The organism is Cupriavidus sp. USMAHM13 (genome assembly GCF_001854285.1).
Lineage (GTDB): Bacteria > Pseudomonadota > Gammaproteobacteria > Burkholderiales > Burkholderiaceae > Cupriavidus > Cupriavidus malaysiensis.
Genome location: NZ_CP017751.1, coordinates 629,248 through 644,198, shown reverse-complemented (window position 1 = coordinate 644,198; position 14,951 = coordinate 629,248). Strand labels below are relative to the sequence as shown.

The window sequence follows — 14,951 nt, the reverse complement described above, 5'->3', positions numbered from 1 at the left end:
GGCGCCTGCGGCGTGTCCAGCGCCACGGCGTGCCTTCTTATCCCCCCTTTGGGGCATATCCCACCCGTTCCAGCGGGGACACCTGCGGCCTGGTGTCGCGGCCTGACAACGTTTTGGCCGGGAAATGTACGCTCAATTGTCCGGTTTGCTCCTAAGTTCCCGTCGTTTTGATAAATTTTGGCGGCGTTATGACAAGACGTAACCATGTGTGCCGCCGCGATCCGGTGCCACGCAATCAGAACGACAGAAAAGGAGCACCATGAAGAAATCAGCCCTGACCCTCGCAGCGGGCGCCCTGCTGGCCAGCAGCGCCTACGCCCAGTCCTCCTCGGTCACCCTGTACGGCATCGCTGACGTCAGCGTCCGCTACACGACCAACTCGAACGCCAAGAACGACGGCCAGTTCCAGATGACCGACGGCGCCGTGACGCAAAGCCGCTGGGGCCTGAAGGGCGCGGAAGACCTGGGTAACAACCTGAAGGCGATCTTCCAGCTGGAAAACGGCTACAGCATCGACACGGGCGCCAAGAACGACTCCTCGCGCCTGTTCAATCGTCAGGCCTACGTCGGCCTGGCCGGCGACTTCGGCACCGTCAAGCTGGGCCGCCAGTACACCGAAGGCTTCAACTTCTTCGGCGACTTCGATCCGCTGACCATCGGCAACTACACCGCCAACGCCTGGCCGTTCTTCCTGACCCAGTTCCGCCGCGACAACGTCATCAGCTACTCCGGCGCGTTCGGCGGCCTGAACGTCGGCGCCAGCTACGGCTTCGGCGAGCAGCCCGGCAGCATCACCACCAACCAGTACTGGGGTACCCGCGCGTCCTACAGCATGGGACCGTTCGCCGTCGGTGGCGTCTACCAGGAAATCCGCGACATCAACGGCAACAAGCAGCAGATGTGGGGCGCCTCCGGCAAGTACGGCATCGGCCCTGCCAAGCTGTTCCTGGGCTACATCGGTGGCAAGGACCGCACCGGCATCATCGACAACGGCTTCATGAACGCCGACGCGTCGATCAGCGGCAACCGGGTCCCGGCCGGCGGCAACTTCCAGAACAACCCGCGCAAGGACACCGCCGGCTTCCTCGGCGTGACCTACCAGGCCACCCCGGCCCTGGCGCTGACGGGCGTGTTCTACGCCGACCACATCACCAATGTGAACGGTGTGTCGAACAACGCCGGCAACCGCTACACCGGCGTGCTGCTGGCCGAGTACTCGCTGTCCAAGCGCACCCAGCTGTACGGCACCGTGGACTACAACAAGGTGACCGGCGGCGCCGTCACCGAACTGCCGGGCCGCAACAACCAGCTCGGCGTGGCAACGGGTATCCGCCACATCTTCTGATGCCCGGCTGGCACTGCCAGCGGCACGGAAGCCACGAAGAAAGGCACCTGCGGGTGCCTTTCTTCATGGTGGATGCGCCCGCGCGGGCGCGCTCAGGCCGCGGCCATCGCCTCGGCGCCGTCGGACCCGCCGCGCTCCAGCAACTCCAGCCGGTAGCCGTGCGTGTACACCGGCACCAATTGCATGCCGTTGCACGGATGCAGGCCGAGCTTGCCGCGCACGCGTGACATATGGGTATCGATGGTGCGCGACAGCGGCGAGATCTCGCGCCCCCACACGGCCGCCACGATGTGGTCGCGCGAGACGATGCGGCCTTCGTTGCGGAACAGCAGCACGGCCAGGTCGAACTCCTTCGGCGTCAGCTTGAGCGGCCGGCCGTGCCGCGCGGCCGAGCGGGCCGCGCAGTCGAGCGTGTAGCCGCCCAGCTCGATGGGCGAGTTGCCCGGGCGCGGGCCGGCGGCGGCGCGGCGCAGCAGGGCCTGCAGGCGCGCCACCAGCTCGGCCGGCCGGATCGGCTTGACCATGTAGTCGTCGGCGCCGGCATGCAGCCCGCCGACGATGTCTTCCTCCGCGTCGCGGCAGCTCAGGAACATGGCGGGCACGCGCCGGTCCACGTTGGCGCGGACCCAGCACAGCAGGTCCTTGCCGCTCATGTCGGGCAGCTGCCAGTCGAGCAGCAGGACATCGAAGCTGTGCTCGCGCAGGCTCAGCATCAGCTCGCGCCCGGCTTCGAAGCTGACGCAGTGCAGGCCGGCATTGCGCAGCACATGCTGGATCCATGCGGCCTGCGCCGGGTCGTCTTCGAGCGATGCGATTCTCGTTTCCATCGGATTTGCCTCCATCTGCCAGCCGCCTCGTGTGCGCCGGCCCCGCGCCGGCATCGCCGCGCGCCGGACGGCAGGCGGCGCAGGGCAGCACCATTCAAGCGCTTGCCCCAGGCAAACACACTGAGACAAATCTCAAATCGAACAGCGATTGTGTTGCGGGGAACCGGGCAGGCCGGTGGCGCGGCTGCGGAGACAAATTTTGACTTTGGCCGCCACCGGGACCGCGTCTAACATGGCGGACCGATCCGAGCGTGCCAGGAGGGATTTCGATGAAGGTCGCTGCCTTGCAGGACGATCCGACGCAGGCCCTGCTGCTGGAGCAGACCCTGCTGCTGAACGGGCACAGCTGCGTGCGCTTCCGCGGCGGCCAGGCGCTGATGCAGGCGCTGCGCCGGGAGTCGTTCGACATGCTGCTGCTCGACTGGGAAGTACGCGGCATCGCCGGCCGCGACGTGCTGCTGTGGATCCGGCGCGCGCTCGGCGCCGCGCTGCCCGTCATGCTGCTGAGCGAGCGCGACGACGAGGCCCATATCGCCAACTGCTTCGCCGACGGGGCCGATGCCTTCGTCGCCAAGCCGCTGCGCCATGGCGAGCTGGCCGCGCGCGTGCAGGCGCTGGCGCGGCGCACCGCGCCGGCGGCCGGCTGCGGCGACCTGGTGGTGGGCGTGTTCCGCTTCGCCCTGGCCGAGCGGCGCGCCTACGTGCGCAACCGCTGCGTGCCGCTGGCACCCAAGGAGTTCGACCTGGCCGTGCTGCTGTTCCGCCATGCCGGCCAGCTGGTGCTGCGCCAGATCCTGTGCGAGCGCGTGTGGCGGCGCGCCGTGCCGCAGACCTCGCGCACCATCGACAGCCACCTGTCGCGCGTGCGCACCAAGCTGGGCCTGTGGCCGCACAACGGCGTGCGGCTCAGCGCCATCTGCGCGGTCGGCTGCCGCCTCAACCTGCTCGAGCCGCGCAGCCTGGCGGAGCTGCGCGGACTCAGTCCTCCTTGATACCCGCCTCGCGCACGATGCGCGCGTTGTCCTCGTATTCGCCGCGGATGGCCGCGGCGAACTGGGCTGCGCTGCCACCGGTCGGCACCACGCCGCCCTTGAGCAGGCGGTCGCGCACGTCCGGCTCGGCCAGCGCCTTGTTCAGCTCGGTGTTGAGCCTGGCGAGGATGGCGGGCGGCGTCTTGGCCGGGGCGAAGATGCCGAAGGTCGAGGTCAGGTTGGCCCTGGGAATGCCCAGCTCGGCGAAGGTCGGCACCGCGGGCAGCGATTCCAGGCGCTTGGGCGCGCCCACCGCCAGCGGCCGCAGGCGGCCGGCCTGCATGTGCTGGGTCAGCATCGGGCTGGCATTGGTGCTCATCACCTCGAACTGGCCGCCGAGCGCGTCATTGAGCTGCTGGCCCGCACCCTTGTAGGGCACCATGATCAGGTCGGTCCTGGTCTTGGCCTTGATCTGCTCCAGCATCACGTGGCCGATGGTGCCCTGTCCGGAGGTGGCCCAGCGCACCGAGCCCGGTTTGGCCTTGGCCTGCGCCAGCAGGTCCTGGAAGGTCTTGCCCTGGAAGCTGTGGGTCGCCACCACCAGCACCGGGGAATACATCACGCTCATCACCGGCGCGATATCGTGCTTCGGATCGTAGTTGACGTGGGACACATGCGGCGTCAGCGTCAGCGGGCTGGTCGAGGAGAAGCCCAGCGTGTAGCCGTCGGCCGGTGCCTTGGCCACGGCATCGATGCCGATGCTGCCGCCCGCGCCGCCGCGGTTCTCGACCACCACCGAGGTGCCCAGCTGCGCCGACAGCTTTTCGCCCAGTGCGCGCGCCACCGTGTCACTGATGCCGCCGCTCGGATAGGCCACGATCAGGCGGATCGGGCGGCTGGGGAAATTGTCGGGCGCGGCAAGGGCCGTGCCCGCGCAGGCCGCGAGCGACAGGGCGGCCAGCGAGCGGAGGCGGGAGGAAAGAGCCATGGGTGAGGATGCTGCCAAGAATGAAGGAGACGGGGCCGACGCGCGGCGATGGGCGCTGGGCGATAGGTGACAGGCGGCGCTCGGCCAGCGCGCGCGGCGGTGCGCAAGGACGCTATCTTAGCCGATCGGGATCATGCGCTCCGCGCAGGGCGTACCGCGCCGCGCACGCTCGCCTACGTGGTCAGCGGACGCGCCGGCGCCCACGCCACGAAGGGTTCGCCGGCACGGTCATAGAGCCGCCACTCGGTGCCGCAGTCACGGCAGACGAAGGTCAGCTTGCTGTAGGCCACGCCGGCCTCGCATTGCTCCGTGACCGGGGCCGTGTGCTGCAGGGCCAGGCCGGCATGCGGCTCGCGCCGGCGCGCATCGGCCGCCAGCGCGCGGCAGCGGGCGCAGGCGGGCACGGTCGCGGCCGGCGGGGTGGGGGGGGCATCTGACTTCATGTCCGCATGATGCCGCAAAACGCGGCGCCGCAACATCCACGCGGCCACGGCCCGGGCCGTGGCCGATAGCGCGCCCGCACGGGAAATTGGCCGCAGTTGCCCGCCGTTGGCGCCCGATCGGCCGCCGGGGAAGTGCCACGTGCGCCACAGTGATGCCACAATGCGCGCTCCACGCCCGCGCGCAACACCCTCCGACCGATGACGACAGCCACCCGCGACACCCCGCCTGCCCTGCCTGCCAAGCCTGCCGTCGCGCCCTGTGCGCTGCGTCCCGCGCACGTGGCCGTCCTCGGTGCCGCCGGAGGCCTCGGCCAGGGCATCCTGGCCAGGTGCCGCGCCCTGGGCCTTGGCTTCACCGCCATCGTGCGCTCGCGCCCCGAGCGCATCGGCGCGGTGCCCACCGGTTCCCGTATCGCGGTGGTGCCGGCGCTGGCCGACGGCGACGCCCTGGCGCGCGCTTTCGCGGGCGCCGGCGCCGTGCTGAGCGCGGTCGGTGTGACCGCAACCAGCCAGGACCCGTCGGCCTTGCTGTCGCGGCACCTGGCCACACTCGAAAGCGCGATGCAGGCGGCCGGCGTGGATCGCATCCTGCTGGTCAACACCCTGCTGAGCGCACCGCCCGGCCAGCCGGCCAGCCGGCTGATGCGCGCCTTCGCCCGGCTGCCCGGACGCATGGGCCGCGGCGCCGCGGAATTGCAGGCGGTGGTCGATGGCCTGGGCGCCGGCGCCCTGTCCTCGCTGCGCTGGACCCTGGTGCGCGCCGCCGTCAATGCGCGCGGACGCGACGAGGCACCGGCCGCCGGCACCGGCTGGACCGACGCCGGCAATTCCTGGCTGCCGGTCTCCTATGCGGCCATGGCCCGCTGGATGCTGGACGAGGCGGCGGCCTGCCGCTTCGTGCGCGCCGCGCCGCTGGTCTCACGGCGCCGCGGCTGAGCGCGCCGCCGGCGCGGCCGCGGGACCGCGCGCGGCGGCGCCTTGCTGGCCGAGCCAGACGCTGGCCAGCACCAGCAGCGCGCCGGCCATCTGCAGCGGCGTCAATGCCTGGCCGAGCACGGCATAGCCCAGCAAGGTCGCCACCACCGGGCTCAGCAGGCCCAGCGCCGACACCGCCGGTATCGGCAGGCGCGCGATGCCGCGGAACCACAGCGCGTAGCTCACCCCCGCGCCGGCCACGACGAGCCAGGCATAGGCGGCGAGCTGGACCGCGCCGAGCCTGGCCGGCAGGGGTTCCAGCGCCAGCGCGAAGGGCAGCAGGAACAGGCCGCCGCTGCACAACTGCCAGCCGGTCAGCACCAGCGGTGCCACCGGCGGCCGCCAGCGGCGCGTCAGCACGGTTCCCACCGCCATCGACACGGCCCCGGCCGCCGCGGCCGCCAGCCCGACCGCGTCCAGGCGCGCCGCCGGCCCCAGCACCAGCAGGGCCACGCCCAGCAGGCCGCCGGCGCCGGCCGCCCAGGCCAGCGCGCCCGGGCGCGTGCCGAGCAGCGTCCAGGCCAGGGCCACCACCAGCAGCGGCTGGATCGCGCCCACCGTCGCCGCCACCCCGCCCGGCAGGCGGTAGGCGGCCATGAAGAGCATGGCCTGGAAGAAACCGATATTGAGCACGCCCAGCAGCGCCGCCTTCCACCACCAGTTGCCGCGCGGCAGGCGCCGCCCCAGCAGCAGCAGCACCAGGCCGGCCGGCAGCGCGCGGATCACCCCCGACAGCAAGGGCTGGCCCGGCGGCAGCCATTGGCTGGTGACCAGGTAGGTGCTGCCCCAGATCGCCGGCGCAAGGGCAGTCAGCAGCGTATCCAGGCCATGGCGGCGCGGCGGTGCCGGCCCGTCCGTGCCAGCCATGTCTTGCGATCCGGCGGAACCGGCGGAATGCGGGGCGCGTGTCAGTTGATCTTCATTCATATCAAGAATCTCGACATCAAGATAAAAACCACTTTACGAAGCGAATATCTCGATGTCAAGATTCCCATATCGTCGCCACGACCTTTGGCCCACCACCGCGATGGCCACACGCTCCAGCAAACCCTCCCCCGCCGGCCCCGCACGCCGCGCCGCCGCGCGCCGCGACGGCGGCGCACCTGCCCCCCACCAGCCCGACCCGGCCGACCGCGTCGACCGCATCCTGGCGCAATGGGCGCGCGAACGGCCCGACCTCGATGCCTCGCCGATGGGCGTGATCGGCCGCCTGTGGCGCCTCGACCGCCATACCGACCGCGCCGTCGAAGCCGCGCTGGCCACCGCGGGCCTGAACGGCTGGGAGTTCGACGTGCTCGCCACGCTGCGCCGCAGCGGCGCCCCTTACGCCTTGTCGCCGGGCGCGCTGATGGAATCGCTGATGATCACCTCGGGCACCATGACCAACCGGCTCGACCACCTGGAACGCGCCGGCCTGGTGCGCCGCAGCCCCAACCCGGACGACCGCCGCGGCCTGCGCATCGAACTGACGCCGGCCGGCTTCGAGCGGGTGGACCGCGCGCTGGAGATCCACGTGGCCAACGAGCACCGCCTGCTGGCCGGCCTGGCGCCGGCCGAGCGCGAGCAGCTGGCCGGCTTGCTGCGGCGCCTGCTGCTGTCCTTCGAACCGCCGGCCTGAAGCCGCGCCCCGGCGCGCCGACCGCGCCGCCGCTGCTGCGGCGGCGGCCGGGTGCGCGCGCTTCTTGCTTACCGCTGTCCTTCCACCCTGCCCACGGAGTCCCACGCATGCGCCCCTCGTCTTCCCCCCGCCTGATCCACGCCCTGCGCCCCGCCGCGCTGGCCGCCTGCGCCGCGCTGTGCGCCAGCCTCGCGGCCGGCGCCTACGCCGCGCCGGTGGAACCGGCCTGGCAGCTGTCGCAGCAGGAGAAGCCGGCCCTGCTCGATACGCTCAAGGACCTGGTCTCGATCGAGTCGGGCAGCAAGGACCTCGAAGGCCTGGATCGCATCGCCACCTTGATCCGCGACCGCCTGGCGGCGCTCGGCGGCGACGCCAGGCTGGTCGAGCCGGGCGAGGTCTACCGCATGGAAGACACGCCGCAGAAGGTCGGCAAGATGGTGCTGGCGCAGTTCCACGGCAAGGGCACGCGCAAGATCATGCTGATCGCCCACATGGATACGGTCTACCTGCGCGGCATGCTGGCGCAGCAACCCTTCCGCATCGACGGCGAGCGCGCCTACGGGCTGGGCATCGCCGACGACAAGAACGGCGTGGCGGTGATCCTGCACACCCTGGCGGTGCTGAAGAAGATGAACTTCCAGGACTACGGCACGCTGACCGTGCTGGTCAACGGCGACGAGGAGATCAGCTCGCCCGGCGCGCGCGCCATGCTGAGCCGGCTCGGCGCCGAGCAGGACGCGGTGTTCTCGTGCGAGGCCACGCGCGTCAACGGCGACCGCCTGTCGCTGGCCACCAGCGGCATCGGCGCCGTCCAGCTCAAGGTGACGGGCAAGGCTTCGCACGCCGGCGGCGCGCCGGAGCAGGGCCGCAACGCGCTCTACGAGCTGTCGCACCAGGTGCTGCAGATGCGCGACCTGTCCGACCCGGCGAGCGGGCTGAAGGTCAACTGGACCATCGCCTCGGCCGGCACCAACCGCAACGTGATCCCCGCCATCGCCAGCGCCCAGGCCGACGTGCGCGTGCTGCGCACGGCCGACTACGACGCGCTCGAGCGCAAGCTGCAGGAACGCATCAAGAACCAGCTGATCCCCGACACCAAGGTCGAGGTCAGGTTCGAGCGCCGCCGCCCGCCGCTGGAAGCCACGCCGGCCTCGCGCGCACTGGCCGCGCACGCACAGACGGTCTATGCCGAGATCGGCGAGAAGCTGGCGGTGTTCGACACCGCCGAGGGCGGCGGCACCGACGCGGCCTTCGCCGCCGCCGCCACCAAGGCGCCGGTGATCGAGCGCTTCGGCCTGCGCGGCTTCGGCGCGCACTCGAACGATGCCGAGTACGTCGACCTCAACTCGGTGGCGCCGCGCCTCTACCTGCTGACGCGCATGATCATGGACGTGTCGCAGGACAAGACCGGGCGCTGAGCCACGCGCCGCGCGGTACCGGCACCGGCATAGAAAAACGGGGGCAGGCGCCCCCGTTTTCCGTTATCTGTGATCCGTTGACCGCCGCAGCGGCGTCAGGCCTTGCCCTGCCGATGCCGCAGGTCGGGCAGGAACACCGCCAGCAGTCCCAGCAGCGGCAGGAAGGCGCACAGCTGGTAGACCGACTCGATGCCCTGCGCATCGGCCAGCCGGCCCAGCACCGCGGCGCCGATGCCGCCCATGCCGAAGGCGAAGCCGAAGAACAGGCCGGACACCATGCCCACCTTGCCCGGGATCAGCTCCTGCGCGAACACCAGGATGGCCGAGAAGGCCGAGGCCAGGATGAAGCCGATGATGAAGGACAGCACGCCGGTCCAGAACAGGTTGGCATGCGGCAGCATCAGCGTGAACGGCGCCACGCCCAGGATCGAGCCCCAGATCACGCGCTTGCGGCCGATGCGGTCGCCGATCGGGCCGCCCAGGATGGTGCCGGCGGCCACCGCGAACAGGAACACGAACAGGTAGAGCTGCGCGCTCTCGCGCGCCAGCCCGAACTTCTCCATCAGGTAGAAGGTGTAGTAGGTGTTCAGGCTCGCCATGTAGAAGTACTTGGAGAAGATCAGCAGCATCAGCACGACCATCGCCCGCACCACCGTGGCGGTGGGCAGCGGCGCCAGCGTGCCGGCGCCGGCCTTGCGCTTGCGCGCGCCGTGCTCGAGCTGGCGCGCATACCAGCCGCCGATCTGCCACAGCACCGCGATGGCCAGCAGCGCCGCCAGCGAGAACCAGGCCAGGTTCGACTGCTGGTGCACGATCCACGCCGCCAGCAGCGGCCCGGTCGCGCTGCCACCGTTGCCGCCCACCTGGAAGATCGACTGCGCCAGCCCGTGCTGCCCGCCCGACGCCATGCGCGCCACGCGCGACGACTCCGGATGGAAGATCGAAGAACCGGTCCCGACCAGGGCGGCCGCCACCAGCAGGACGCCGTAGGTCGGTGCCACCGACAGCAGCAGCAGGCCGCACAGCGTGAAGCCCATGCCCACCGCCAGCGAGAAAGGCTTGGGATGGCGGTCGGTGTACAGGCCCACCACCGGCTGCAGCAGCGAGGCGGTGATCTGGTAGGTCAGCGTCAGCAGGCCGATCTGGGCGAAGCTCAGGTTGAAGCCCCCCTTCAACATGGGATAGATCGCCAGGATCAGCGACTGGATCATGTCGTTGAGGAAGTGGGCGAAGCTGATCGCCGACAGGACGCGGAAACCGGTACGCTCGGCGTCGGCGGCACGATGGGCCGCATCGGCGGCACGATGGGCCGATTGGGCCGATTGGGCTGGCTGGGCCGCACCCGGCGGCGCGGATTGGGCAGGCGTGGACATTGGGGGCGCTCTCTGAGGTCGCTTCAAGGGAATCGTGTCGGCCATGCTAATTGCCGCTGCGGCGCCTGTCCTGCGAGAATAGGTCCGGAACATTGGAGAAACGGACATGACCCGTCCCACCCGCCGCCTGCCGCCCGCCCCCGCCCCCGACCCGGCCGCCCTGGCCCGCGCCGACACCTACGCCGAAACCCCCGCCTACGTCCGCTACGACCGCGGCCCGATGCCGGTCACCGCCATGGCGGCCGACTACCTGCCCGGCCATGTGACCAAGCCGCACCAGCACCCCCATGCCCAGCTGATCCACGCCGTGCACGGCGTGATGGTGGTCTCCACCGGCGAAGGCCAGTGGATCGTGCCGCCCACGCGCGGCATGTGGATGCCGGGCGGCACGGTGCACTGGATCCGCATGGTCGGCCGCGTGCAGATGCGCACCGCCTACGTGCGCCCCGATGCCGCGGCCGGCCTGCCGCAGGGCTGCACCGTGCTGGGCATCTCCGCCCTGCTGCGCGAACTGATCCTGGCCGCCATCGACATCCCCGCCACCTACGCGCCGGACTCGCGCGACGGGCGCCTGATGCGGCTGCTGCTCGACGAAGTGATGCTGGTGCCGACCCTGCCGCTGCACCTGCCGCGCCCCGCCGATGCCGGCCTGCGGCAGATCTGCGAAGCCATCACCGCCACGCCCGACACCGCGCTCACGCTGGCGCAGTGGGGCGGGCGGCTCGGCGTCGATCCCAAGACCATCCAGCGGCGCTTTGCGCGCGAGACCGGCATGACCTTCGGGCAGTGGCGCCAGCAGGCGCGGCTGCTGGCGGCGCTGGAGCGGCTGGCGGCCGGGGTCAAGGTGGTGGATGTGGCGTTGGATCTGGGTTATGAGAGTCCGAGTGCTTTTTCTACGATGTTCAGGAGGCAGTTCGGGGTGCCGCCTAGTGGGTTTTTTCGGTGAGGGGGAATGGGATTGGGGCTTGGGACTTGGGGCTTCGATTCGGGCGTTGTCGGTTTGCGGGGCAACGGCCTGTTTCGGTTCTCGTGACTTGGTGCTTTGATTCGGGCGATGTCGGCGTGCGAGGCAACGGCCTGTTTCGACTCCCCTGCGGGGAGCCGACCTACTTTCTTGTCTTGCCAAGAAAGCAGGCAAAGAAGGCGCGCCGGGTGCGGCTCAACACCCCCTCGCGTGCTGGGGCAAAGAGCGGCCGGGCCCCAACTCGGATCGCCTTAAGGCGATCCTCAGACAGGGGGCCCTCTTTTCCGCTCTTTGCCCCAGCACGCGAGGCGCCGCACACGGCAGGGAACAGATGCCACGCCTCGCTTCGCTTCGGGTGACGGGTGTTCGGCCAGCTCGCTGGCCGAACACGAAAGCTCAGCAGACCAAGCCTTCACGCTATATCGAACTCGTTGGCAGACCGATGGCTTGGCTTTCGCTTTTGCACTCTGTCCAGCGCTTCGGAGATAGATGTTCGGCCAGCGAGTTGGCCGAACACGAAGGCTCAACCAGCCAAGCCAGCATGCAAGAGCAAGCCCGCTCGCATACCAACGGTTTGGCCTTTCCCTCCCGTGTGCGGCGCCTCGCGAATTAGCCCCGGCCGCCGATGAAGCCCGTCCGCTGTCTGAGCGGCCGCAGGCCGCGAGTTCGGACGGGCGCGGCGGCCGGGGCTAATTCGCGAGGGGGGGTCGCCGCACCCGGGTCGCCTTCTTTGCCTACTTTCTTGGGCGAGACCAAGAAAGTAGGTCGGCTCCCCCGCAGGGGGAGTCGAAACAGGCCGTTGTCTCGCAGACCAACACCGCCCGAACCCACACGACAAGCGTCAAGTCACGAGAGCCAAAACAAGCCGTTGCCCCGCACACCGACACCGCCTGAACCCAAGCACAAAGCCGCGCACTGCGAAACAACAAACCCCACCCTCACTCCAGATACCGCTCCACCAACCTCGTCCAATACGCCGCCCCCACCGTCAACAACGCATCATTGAAGTCATAACCCGCGTTGTGCAGCAAAGGCTTGCCCACCCCATTCCCCAACCGCACGAAACACCCCGGCCGCTGCTGCAGGAAGTAAGCAAAGTCCTCACTGCCGGCCACGCGCGCGCAGGGCGCGACCACCTTGTCCGGCCCGACCAGTTCCTCCGCCACCTGGCGCGCGAATTCGGTCTCGGCCTCGCTGTTGACCAGCACCGGATAACCACGCTGGTAGTCGATCTCGGCGCTGGCGCCGTAGCTTTCGGCCTGGGCCGTGACGATCTGGCGGATGCGGCTCTCGAGCGCGGCGCGCACTTCGGGCGAGAAGGAGCGCACGCTCAGTTCCATGCGCGCGCTGTCGGGAATCACATTGGCGGCATGGCCGGCGTGCAGCGTGCCGATGGTGACCACGGCGGTTTCGTTGGGATCGATATTGCGGGCCACCACGGACTGCAGCGCCATCACCAGGCTGCCGGCCACCAGGATCGGGTCGACCGACTGGTGCGGGCGGGCGGCATGGCCGCCCTTGCCGCGGATGGTGATGACCACGGTGTCGCAGGCGGCCATCAGCGGGCCGGTGCGGAACATGAAGGTGCCGGTCTCGACCCCCGGATGGTTGTGCAGGCCGAAGATGGCATCGCAGGGAAAACGCTCGAACAGGCCGTCGGCCAGCATCCGTTCGGCGCCGCCGCCGGCGCCGATTTCCTCGGCGGGCTGGAAGATCAGGTGCACGGTGCCGCGGAAGCGGCGCGTGCGGGCCAGCTGGCGCGCCGCGCCCAGCAGTACGGTGGTGTGGCCGTCGTGGCCGCAGGCGTGCATGCGGCCCGCGTTGGCGCTGGCGTAGGGCAGCCCGGTGAGTTCCTGGATCGGCAGGGCATCCATGTCGGCGCGGATGCCGATGCTGCGCCCGCCCTCGCCGCTGCGCAGGGTGCCGACCACGCCGGTGCCGCCGACGCCGCGTGTCACCTCGTAGCCCCAGGCTTCCAGGCGGCTGGCCACCAGTTCGGCGGTCTGCAGTTCCTGGAAAGCCAGCTCCGGGTTCTGGTGGATGCGGTGGCGGATGGCCTGCAGCTCGTCGCGGCTGTCGAGCGTGTCGCCCAGCTCGCAGTAGCGGCGGTGGCGCGCCAGGGCCTGCTGCAGCGGGGGACCGTCAGGGGTATCGGTGGCGGGGGCGGGGGTGTTGCGAGTATTGCGCTCGAGAAGCGTCTCGAGCTCGGGGGCGTGTTCCGACATGGCGATGCTCTTTCTGACGAGACTTGTGAACACAGTATTTCACGCTGAAATCGCCAGGGGAATGCCGCGGCCCGCTTTCTATCCGATTGGGGCGCATCCGATGCCGCGACTGTTGCGGCCGCGGCACGCTTTGTGTGGAAACCTCAGGCTTTGTGTGAAAACGTTTCGCTGCGGAACTTGCCCGGGCCCGGCGGCCGGGTGGGAAACCCGGCCGGCCGCGGCCTCAGAGTTCGCCGTAGGCGACCACGCCCTGGCGCTGCTCGCCCAGGCCGTCGATGCCCAGGCGCATGGTGTCGCCGGCCTTGAGGAAGCGCGGCGGCTTGAAGCCCATGCCCACGCCCGGCGGCGTGCCGGTGCAGATCAGGTCGCCGGGGTGCAGCGTCATGAAGCGGCTGACGTAGCTGACCAGCGTGGCCACGTCGAACACCATGGTGGCGGTGCTGCCCTGCTGCACACGCTCGCCGTTGACCTCCAGCCACAGGCCAAGCGCCTGCGGGTCGGCCACTTCGTCGCGGGTGACCAGCCAGGGGCCGACCGGGCAGAAGGTGTCGCAGCCCTTGCCCTTGTCCCAGGTGCCGCCGCGCTCGATCTGGAACTCGCGCTCGGAGACGTCGTTGACCACGCAGTAGCCGGCCACATGCTGCAGCGCCGACTCGCGCGCCACGTTGCGCGCGGTGGTGCCGATCACCACGCCGAGCTCGACCTCCCAGTCGCTCTTGACCGAGCCGAAGGGCAGCATCACAGCGTCGTCCGGACCGTTCAGCGAGCTGTTGGCCTTGAGGAACACGATGGGCTCGGCCGGCAGCGGCATGCCCGCCTCGGCGGCGTGGTCGGCATAGTTCAGGCCGATCGCCACGATCTTGCCGATGCCGCTCCAGGGCACGCCGAAGCGCTCGCCCTCCACCACCGGCAGCGCGCCCACGTCCACCTGCGCCAGCCGGGCCAGCCCGGCCGGCGACAGGTCGGCCGCGCCGATCCCGCCGGTCACGCCCGACAGGTCGCGCACGCGGCCCTCGGCGTCGATCAGGCCTGGGCGCTCGGCGCCGGGCTTGCCCACTCGTACTAGTTTCATCGTTGTCCTCGGTTGTCGTTGGCCAGGCGTCGGGCGGGCTCGGACAAGCTGCGCTCGACCACGCTCAGCACTTCTCTTGCGGTGTTCTCGGAATGGTGGCGCAGCACCGCGGCCAGCCGCGGGCGGCCGGGCTCGCGCAGCGCGGCCATGATGGCTTCGTGTTCCTCATGCGATTCCTGCCAGCGCAGGGTGTCCGCGTTGGCGGCGCCGCGCGCGCGGTGCACCTTGCTCATCAGCGCGGCATAGATGCCGGCCAGCACCGGGTTGGCGGCACCGTCGATGATGACCTGGTGGATCTCCTGGTTGATGCGGAAGTATTCGGTGCGCCGCCCGGCGGCGTGGGCTTCGACCATGGCATGGTGGCGCCGCTCCAGCTTGGCCAGCGCGGCCTCGGACAGCCGCGCGGCCGCCAGCTCGCCGGCCAGCGCCTCCAGCCCGTGCAGGGTCTCGAAGGTGGCGCGCAGTTCGTCCAGGTCGAGCGGCGCGACGCGATAGCCGATGTACTGCCGGTGCAGCACCAGCCCCTCCGCGACCAGCACCTTGAGTGCCTCGCGCAGCGGCGTCTTCGACACATCGAACAGTTCGCAGAAGGCGCGCTCGTCGACGCGGGCACCAGGCGGCAGCTCGCCCTCCTCGATCATGGTCCGCAGCCGGGCGGCGATTTCGGCCGACATGCCGAGCGTGCGCAGGCGCGGGGTGGAAGCAAGCGTTTGTGTCACAGACATCACCAAA

General features: G+C 70.1%; 14 protein-coding genes. 6 read left to right on the top strand and 8 right to left on the bottom strand.

Annotated elements, in window-relative coordinates; all coding sequences use genetic code 11:
* Positions 1 to 259 precede the first annotated feature (259 nt).
* Positions 260 to 1,345, top strand: coding sequence for a porin (locus tag BKK81_RS02835; RefSeq protein ID WP_071010668.1), 1,086 nt, complete (start codon positions 260 to 262; stop codon positions 1,343 to 1,345).
* A gap of 92 nt (positions 1,346 to 1,437) precedes the next feature.
* Here BKK81_RS02835 and BKK81_RS02830 read toward each other — a convergent pair whose 3' ends face one another.
* Positions 1,438 to 2,172: a response regulator transcription factor gene (locus BKK81_RS02830; RefSeq protein ID WP_071010667.1), complete on the bottom strand. Its 735-nt coding sequence runs from the start codon at positions 2,170 to 2,172 to the stop codon at positions 1,438 to 1,440.
* A gap of 269 nt (positions 2,173 to 2,441) precedes the next feature.
* On the opposite strand from BKK81_RS02830, the gene BKK81_RS02825 reads away from it, so the two are divergent.
* Positions 2,442 to 3,164, top strand: coding sequence for a response regulator transcription factor (locus tag BKK81_RS02825; RefSeq protein ID WP_071010666.1), 723 nt, complete (start codon positions 2,442 to 2,444; stop codon positions 3,162 to 3,164).
* Here BKK81_RS02825 and BKK81_RS02820 read toward each other — a convergent pair.
* Positions 3,151 to 4,131, bottom strand: coding sequence for a Bug family tripartite tricarboxylate transporter substrate binding protein (locus tag BKK81_RS02820; protein WP_071010665.1), 981 nt, complete (start codon positions 4,129 to 4,131; stop codon positions 3,151 to 3,153). The two genes, BKK81_RS02825 and BKK81_RS02820, sit on opposite strands and share 14 nt — an antisense overlap.
* Positions 4,132 to 4,304: 173 nt before the next feature.
* Positions 4,305 to 4,574 carry a hypothetical protein gene (locus BKK81_RS02815; RefSeq protein WP_071010664.1) on the bottom strand — a complete coding sequence of 90 codons (270 nt, stop codon included), beginning with the start codon at positions 4,572 to 4,574 and terminating at the stop codon, positions 4,305 to 4,307.
* A 198-nt stretch (positions 4,575 to 4,772) separates the two neighbouring features.
* On the opposite strand from BKK81_RS02815, the gene BKK81_RS02810 reads away from it, so the two are divergent.
* Positions 4,773 to 5,510 carry an NAD(P)H-binding protein gene (locus BKK81_RS02810; RefSeq protein ID WP_071010663.1) on the top strand — a complete coding sequence of 246 codons (738 nt, stop codon included), beginning with the start codon at positions 4,773 to 4,775 and terminating at the stop codon, positions 5,508 to 5,510.
* Here BKK81_RS02810 and BKK81_RS02805 read toward each other — a convergent pair.
* Entirely contained in the window at positions 5,493 to 6,416 is a 924-nt protein-coding gene (locus BKK81_RS02805; RefSeq protein ID WP_071015969.1) for an EamA family transporter, read from the bottom strand. The genes BKK81_RS02810 and BKK81_RS02805 overlap by 18 nt on opposite strands.
* Positions 6,417 to 6,528: 112 nt before the next feature.
* On the opposite strand from BKK81_RS02805, the gene BKK81_RS02800 reads away from it, so the two are divergent.
* Positions 6,529 to 7,167, top strand: coding sequence for a MarR family winged helix-turn-helix transcriptional regulator (locus BKK81_RS02800; protein ID WP_269466458.1), 639 nt, complete (start codon positions 6,529 to 6,531; stop codon positions 7,165 to 7,167).
* Positions 7,168 to 7,274: 107 nt separating this feature from the next.
* On the top strand, positions 7,275 to 8,585 hold the full coding sequence (locus tag BKK81_RS02795) for a M20/M25/M40 family metallo-hydrolase (RefSeq protein WP_071010662.1): 1,311 nt from the start codon (positions 7,275 to 7,277) through the stop codon (positions 8,583 to 8,585).
* Positions 8,586 to 8,680: 95 nt separating this feature from the next.
* Here BKK81_RS02795 and BKK81_RS02790 read toward each other — a convergent pair whose 3' ends face one another.
* Positions 8,681 to 9,958: an MFS transporter gene (locus BKK81_RS02790; protein ID WP_071010661.1), complete on the bottom strand. Its 1,278-nt coding sequence runs from the start codon at positions 9,956 to 9,958 to the stop codon at positions 8,681 to 8,683.
* A gap of 106 nt (positions 9,959 to 10,064) precedes the next feature.
* On the opposite strand from BKK81_RS02790, the gene BKK81_RS02785 reads away from it, so the two are divergent.
* Positions 10,065 to 10,904, top strand: coding sequence for an AraC family transcriptional regulator (locus BKK81_RS02785; protein WP_071010660.1), 840 nt, complete (start codon positions 10,065 to 10,067; stop codon positions 10,902 to 10,904).
* A gap of 956 nt (positions 10,905 to 11,860) precedes the next feature.
* Here BKK81_RS02785 and BKK81_RS02780 read toward each other — a convergent pair.
* The 3 genes from BKK81_RS02780 to BKK81_RS02770 all read right to left on the bottom strand — a co-directional run bounded on the left by BKK81_RS02780 (position 11,861) and on the right by BKK81_RS02770 (position 14,944).
* Positions 11,861 to 13,147 (bottom strand): M20 aminoacylase family protein, encoded by a 1,287-nt coding sequence (locus BKK81_RS02780; protein ID WP_071010659.1) that lies wholly within the window; start codon positions 13,145 to 13,147, stop codon positions 11,861 to 11,863.
* Between the two features lie 223 nt (positions 13,148 to 13,370).
* The gene (locus BKK81_RS02775; protein WP_071010658.1) at positions 13,371 to 14,219 is read right to left on the bottom strand and encodes a fumarylacetoacetate hydrolase family protein; all 849 of its coding nucleotides are present in this window, start codon (positions 14,217 to 14,219) and stop codon (positions 13,371 to 13,373) included.
* Positions 14,216 to 14,944: a GntR family transcriptional regulator gene (locus BKK81_RS02770; RefSeq protein ID WP_071010657.1), complete on the bottom strand. Its 729-nt coding sequence runs from the start codon at positions 14,942 to 14,944 to the stop codon at positions 14,216 to 14,218. Before BKK81_RS02770 ends, BKK81_RS02775 begins: the two co-directional genes overlap by 4 nt.
* Between the last annotated feature and the right edge of the window lie 7 nt (positions 14,945 to 14,951).

Excerpts from the sequence above, each read along its gene's own strand:
- BKK81_RS02770 (WP_071010657.1), bottom strand. The coding sequence starts at position 14,944 with ATGTCTGTGACACAAACGCTTGCTTCCACCCCGCGCCTGCGCACGCTC.
- BKK81_RS02790 (WP_071010661.1), bottom strand. The coding sequence starts at position 9,958 with ATGTCCACGCCTGCCCAATCCGCGCCGCCGGGTGCGGCCCAGCCAGCC.
- BKK81_RS02800 (WP_269466458.1), top strand. The coding sequence starts at position 6,529 with ATGTCAAGATTCCCATATCGTCGCCACGACCTTTGGCCCACCACCGCG.
- BKK81_RS02830 (WP_071010667.1), bottom strand. The coding sequence starts at position 2,172 with ATGGAAACGAGAATCGCATCGCTCGAAGACGACCCGGCGCAGGCCGCA.
- BKK81_RS02785 (WP_071010660.1), top strand. The coding sequence starts at position 10,065 with ATGACCCGTCCCACCCGCCGCCTGCCGCCCGCCCCCGCCCCCGACCCG.
- BKK81_RS02780 (WP_071010659.1), bottom strand. The coding sequence starts at position 13,147 with ATGTCGGAACACGCCCCCGAGCTCGAGACGCTTCTCGAGCGCAATACT.
- BKK81_RS02810 (WP_071010663.1), top strand. The coding sequence starts at position 4,773 with ATGACGACAGCCACCCGCGACACCCCGCCTGCCCTGCCTGCCAAGCCT.
- BKK81_RS02805 (WP_071015969.1), bottom strand. The coding sequence starts at position 6,416 with ATGGCTGGCACGGACGGGCCGGCACCGCCGCGCCGCCATGGCCTGGAT.
- BKK81_RS02775 (WP_071010658.1), bottom strand. The coding sequence starts at position 14,219 with ATGAAACTAGTACGAGTGGGCAAGCCCGGCGCCGAGCGCCCAGGCCTG.
- BKK81_RS02795 (WP_071010662.1), top strand. The coding sequence starts at position 7,275 with ATGCGCCCCTCGTCTTCCCCCCGCCTGATCCACGCCCTGCGCCCCGCC.
- BKK81_RS02825 (WP_071010666.1), top strand. The coding sequence starts at position 2,442 with ATGAAGGTCGCTGCCTTGCAGGACGATCCGACGCAGGCCCTGCTGCTG.
- BKK81_RS02835 (WP_071010668.1), top strand. The coding sequence starts at position 260 with ATGAAGAAATCAGCCCTGACCCTCGCAGCGGGCGCCCTGCTGGCCAGC.
- BKK81_RS02815 (WP_071010664.1), bottom strand. The coding sequence starts at position 4,574 with ATGAAGTCAGATGCCCCCCCCACCCCGCCGGCCGCGACCGTGCCCGCC.
- BKK81_RS02820 (WP_071010665.1), bottom strand. The coding sequence starts at position 4,131 with ATGGCTCTTTCCTCCCGCCTCCGCTCGCTGGCCGCCCTGTCGCTCGCG.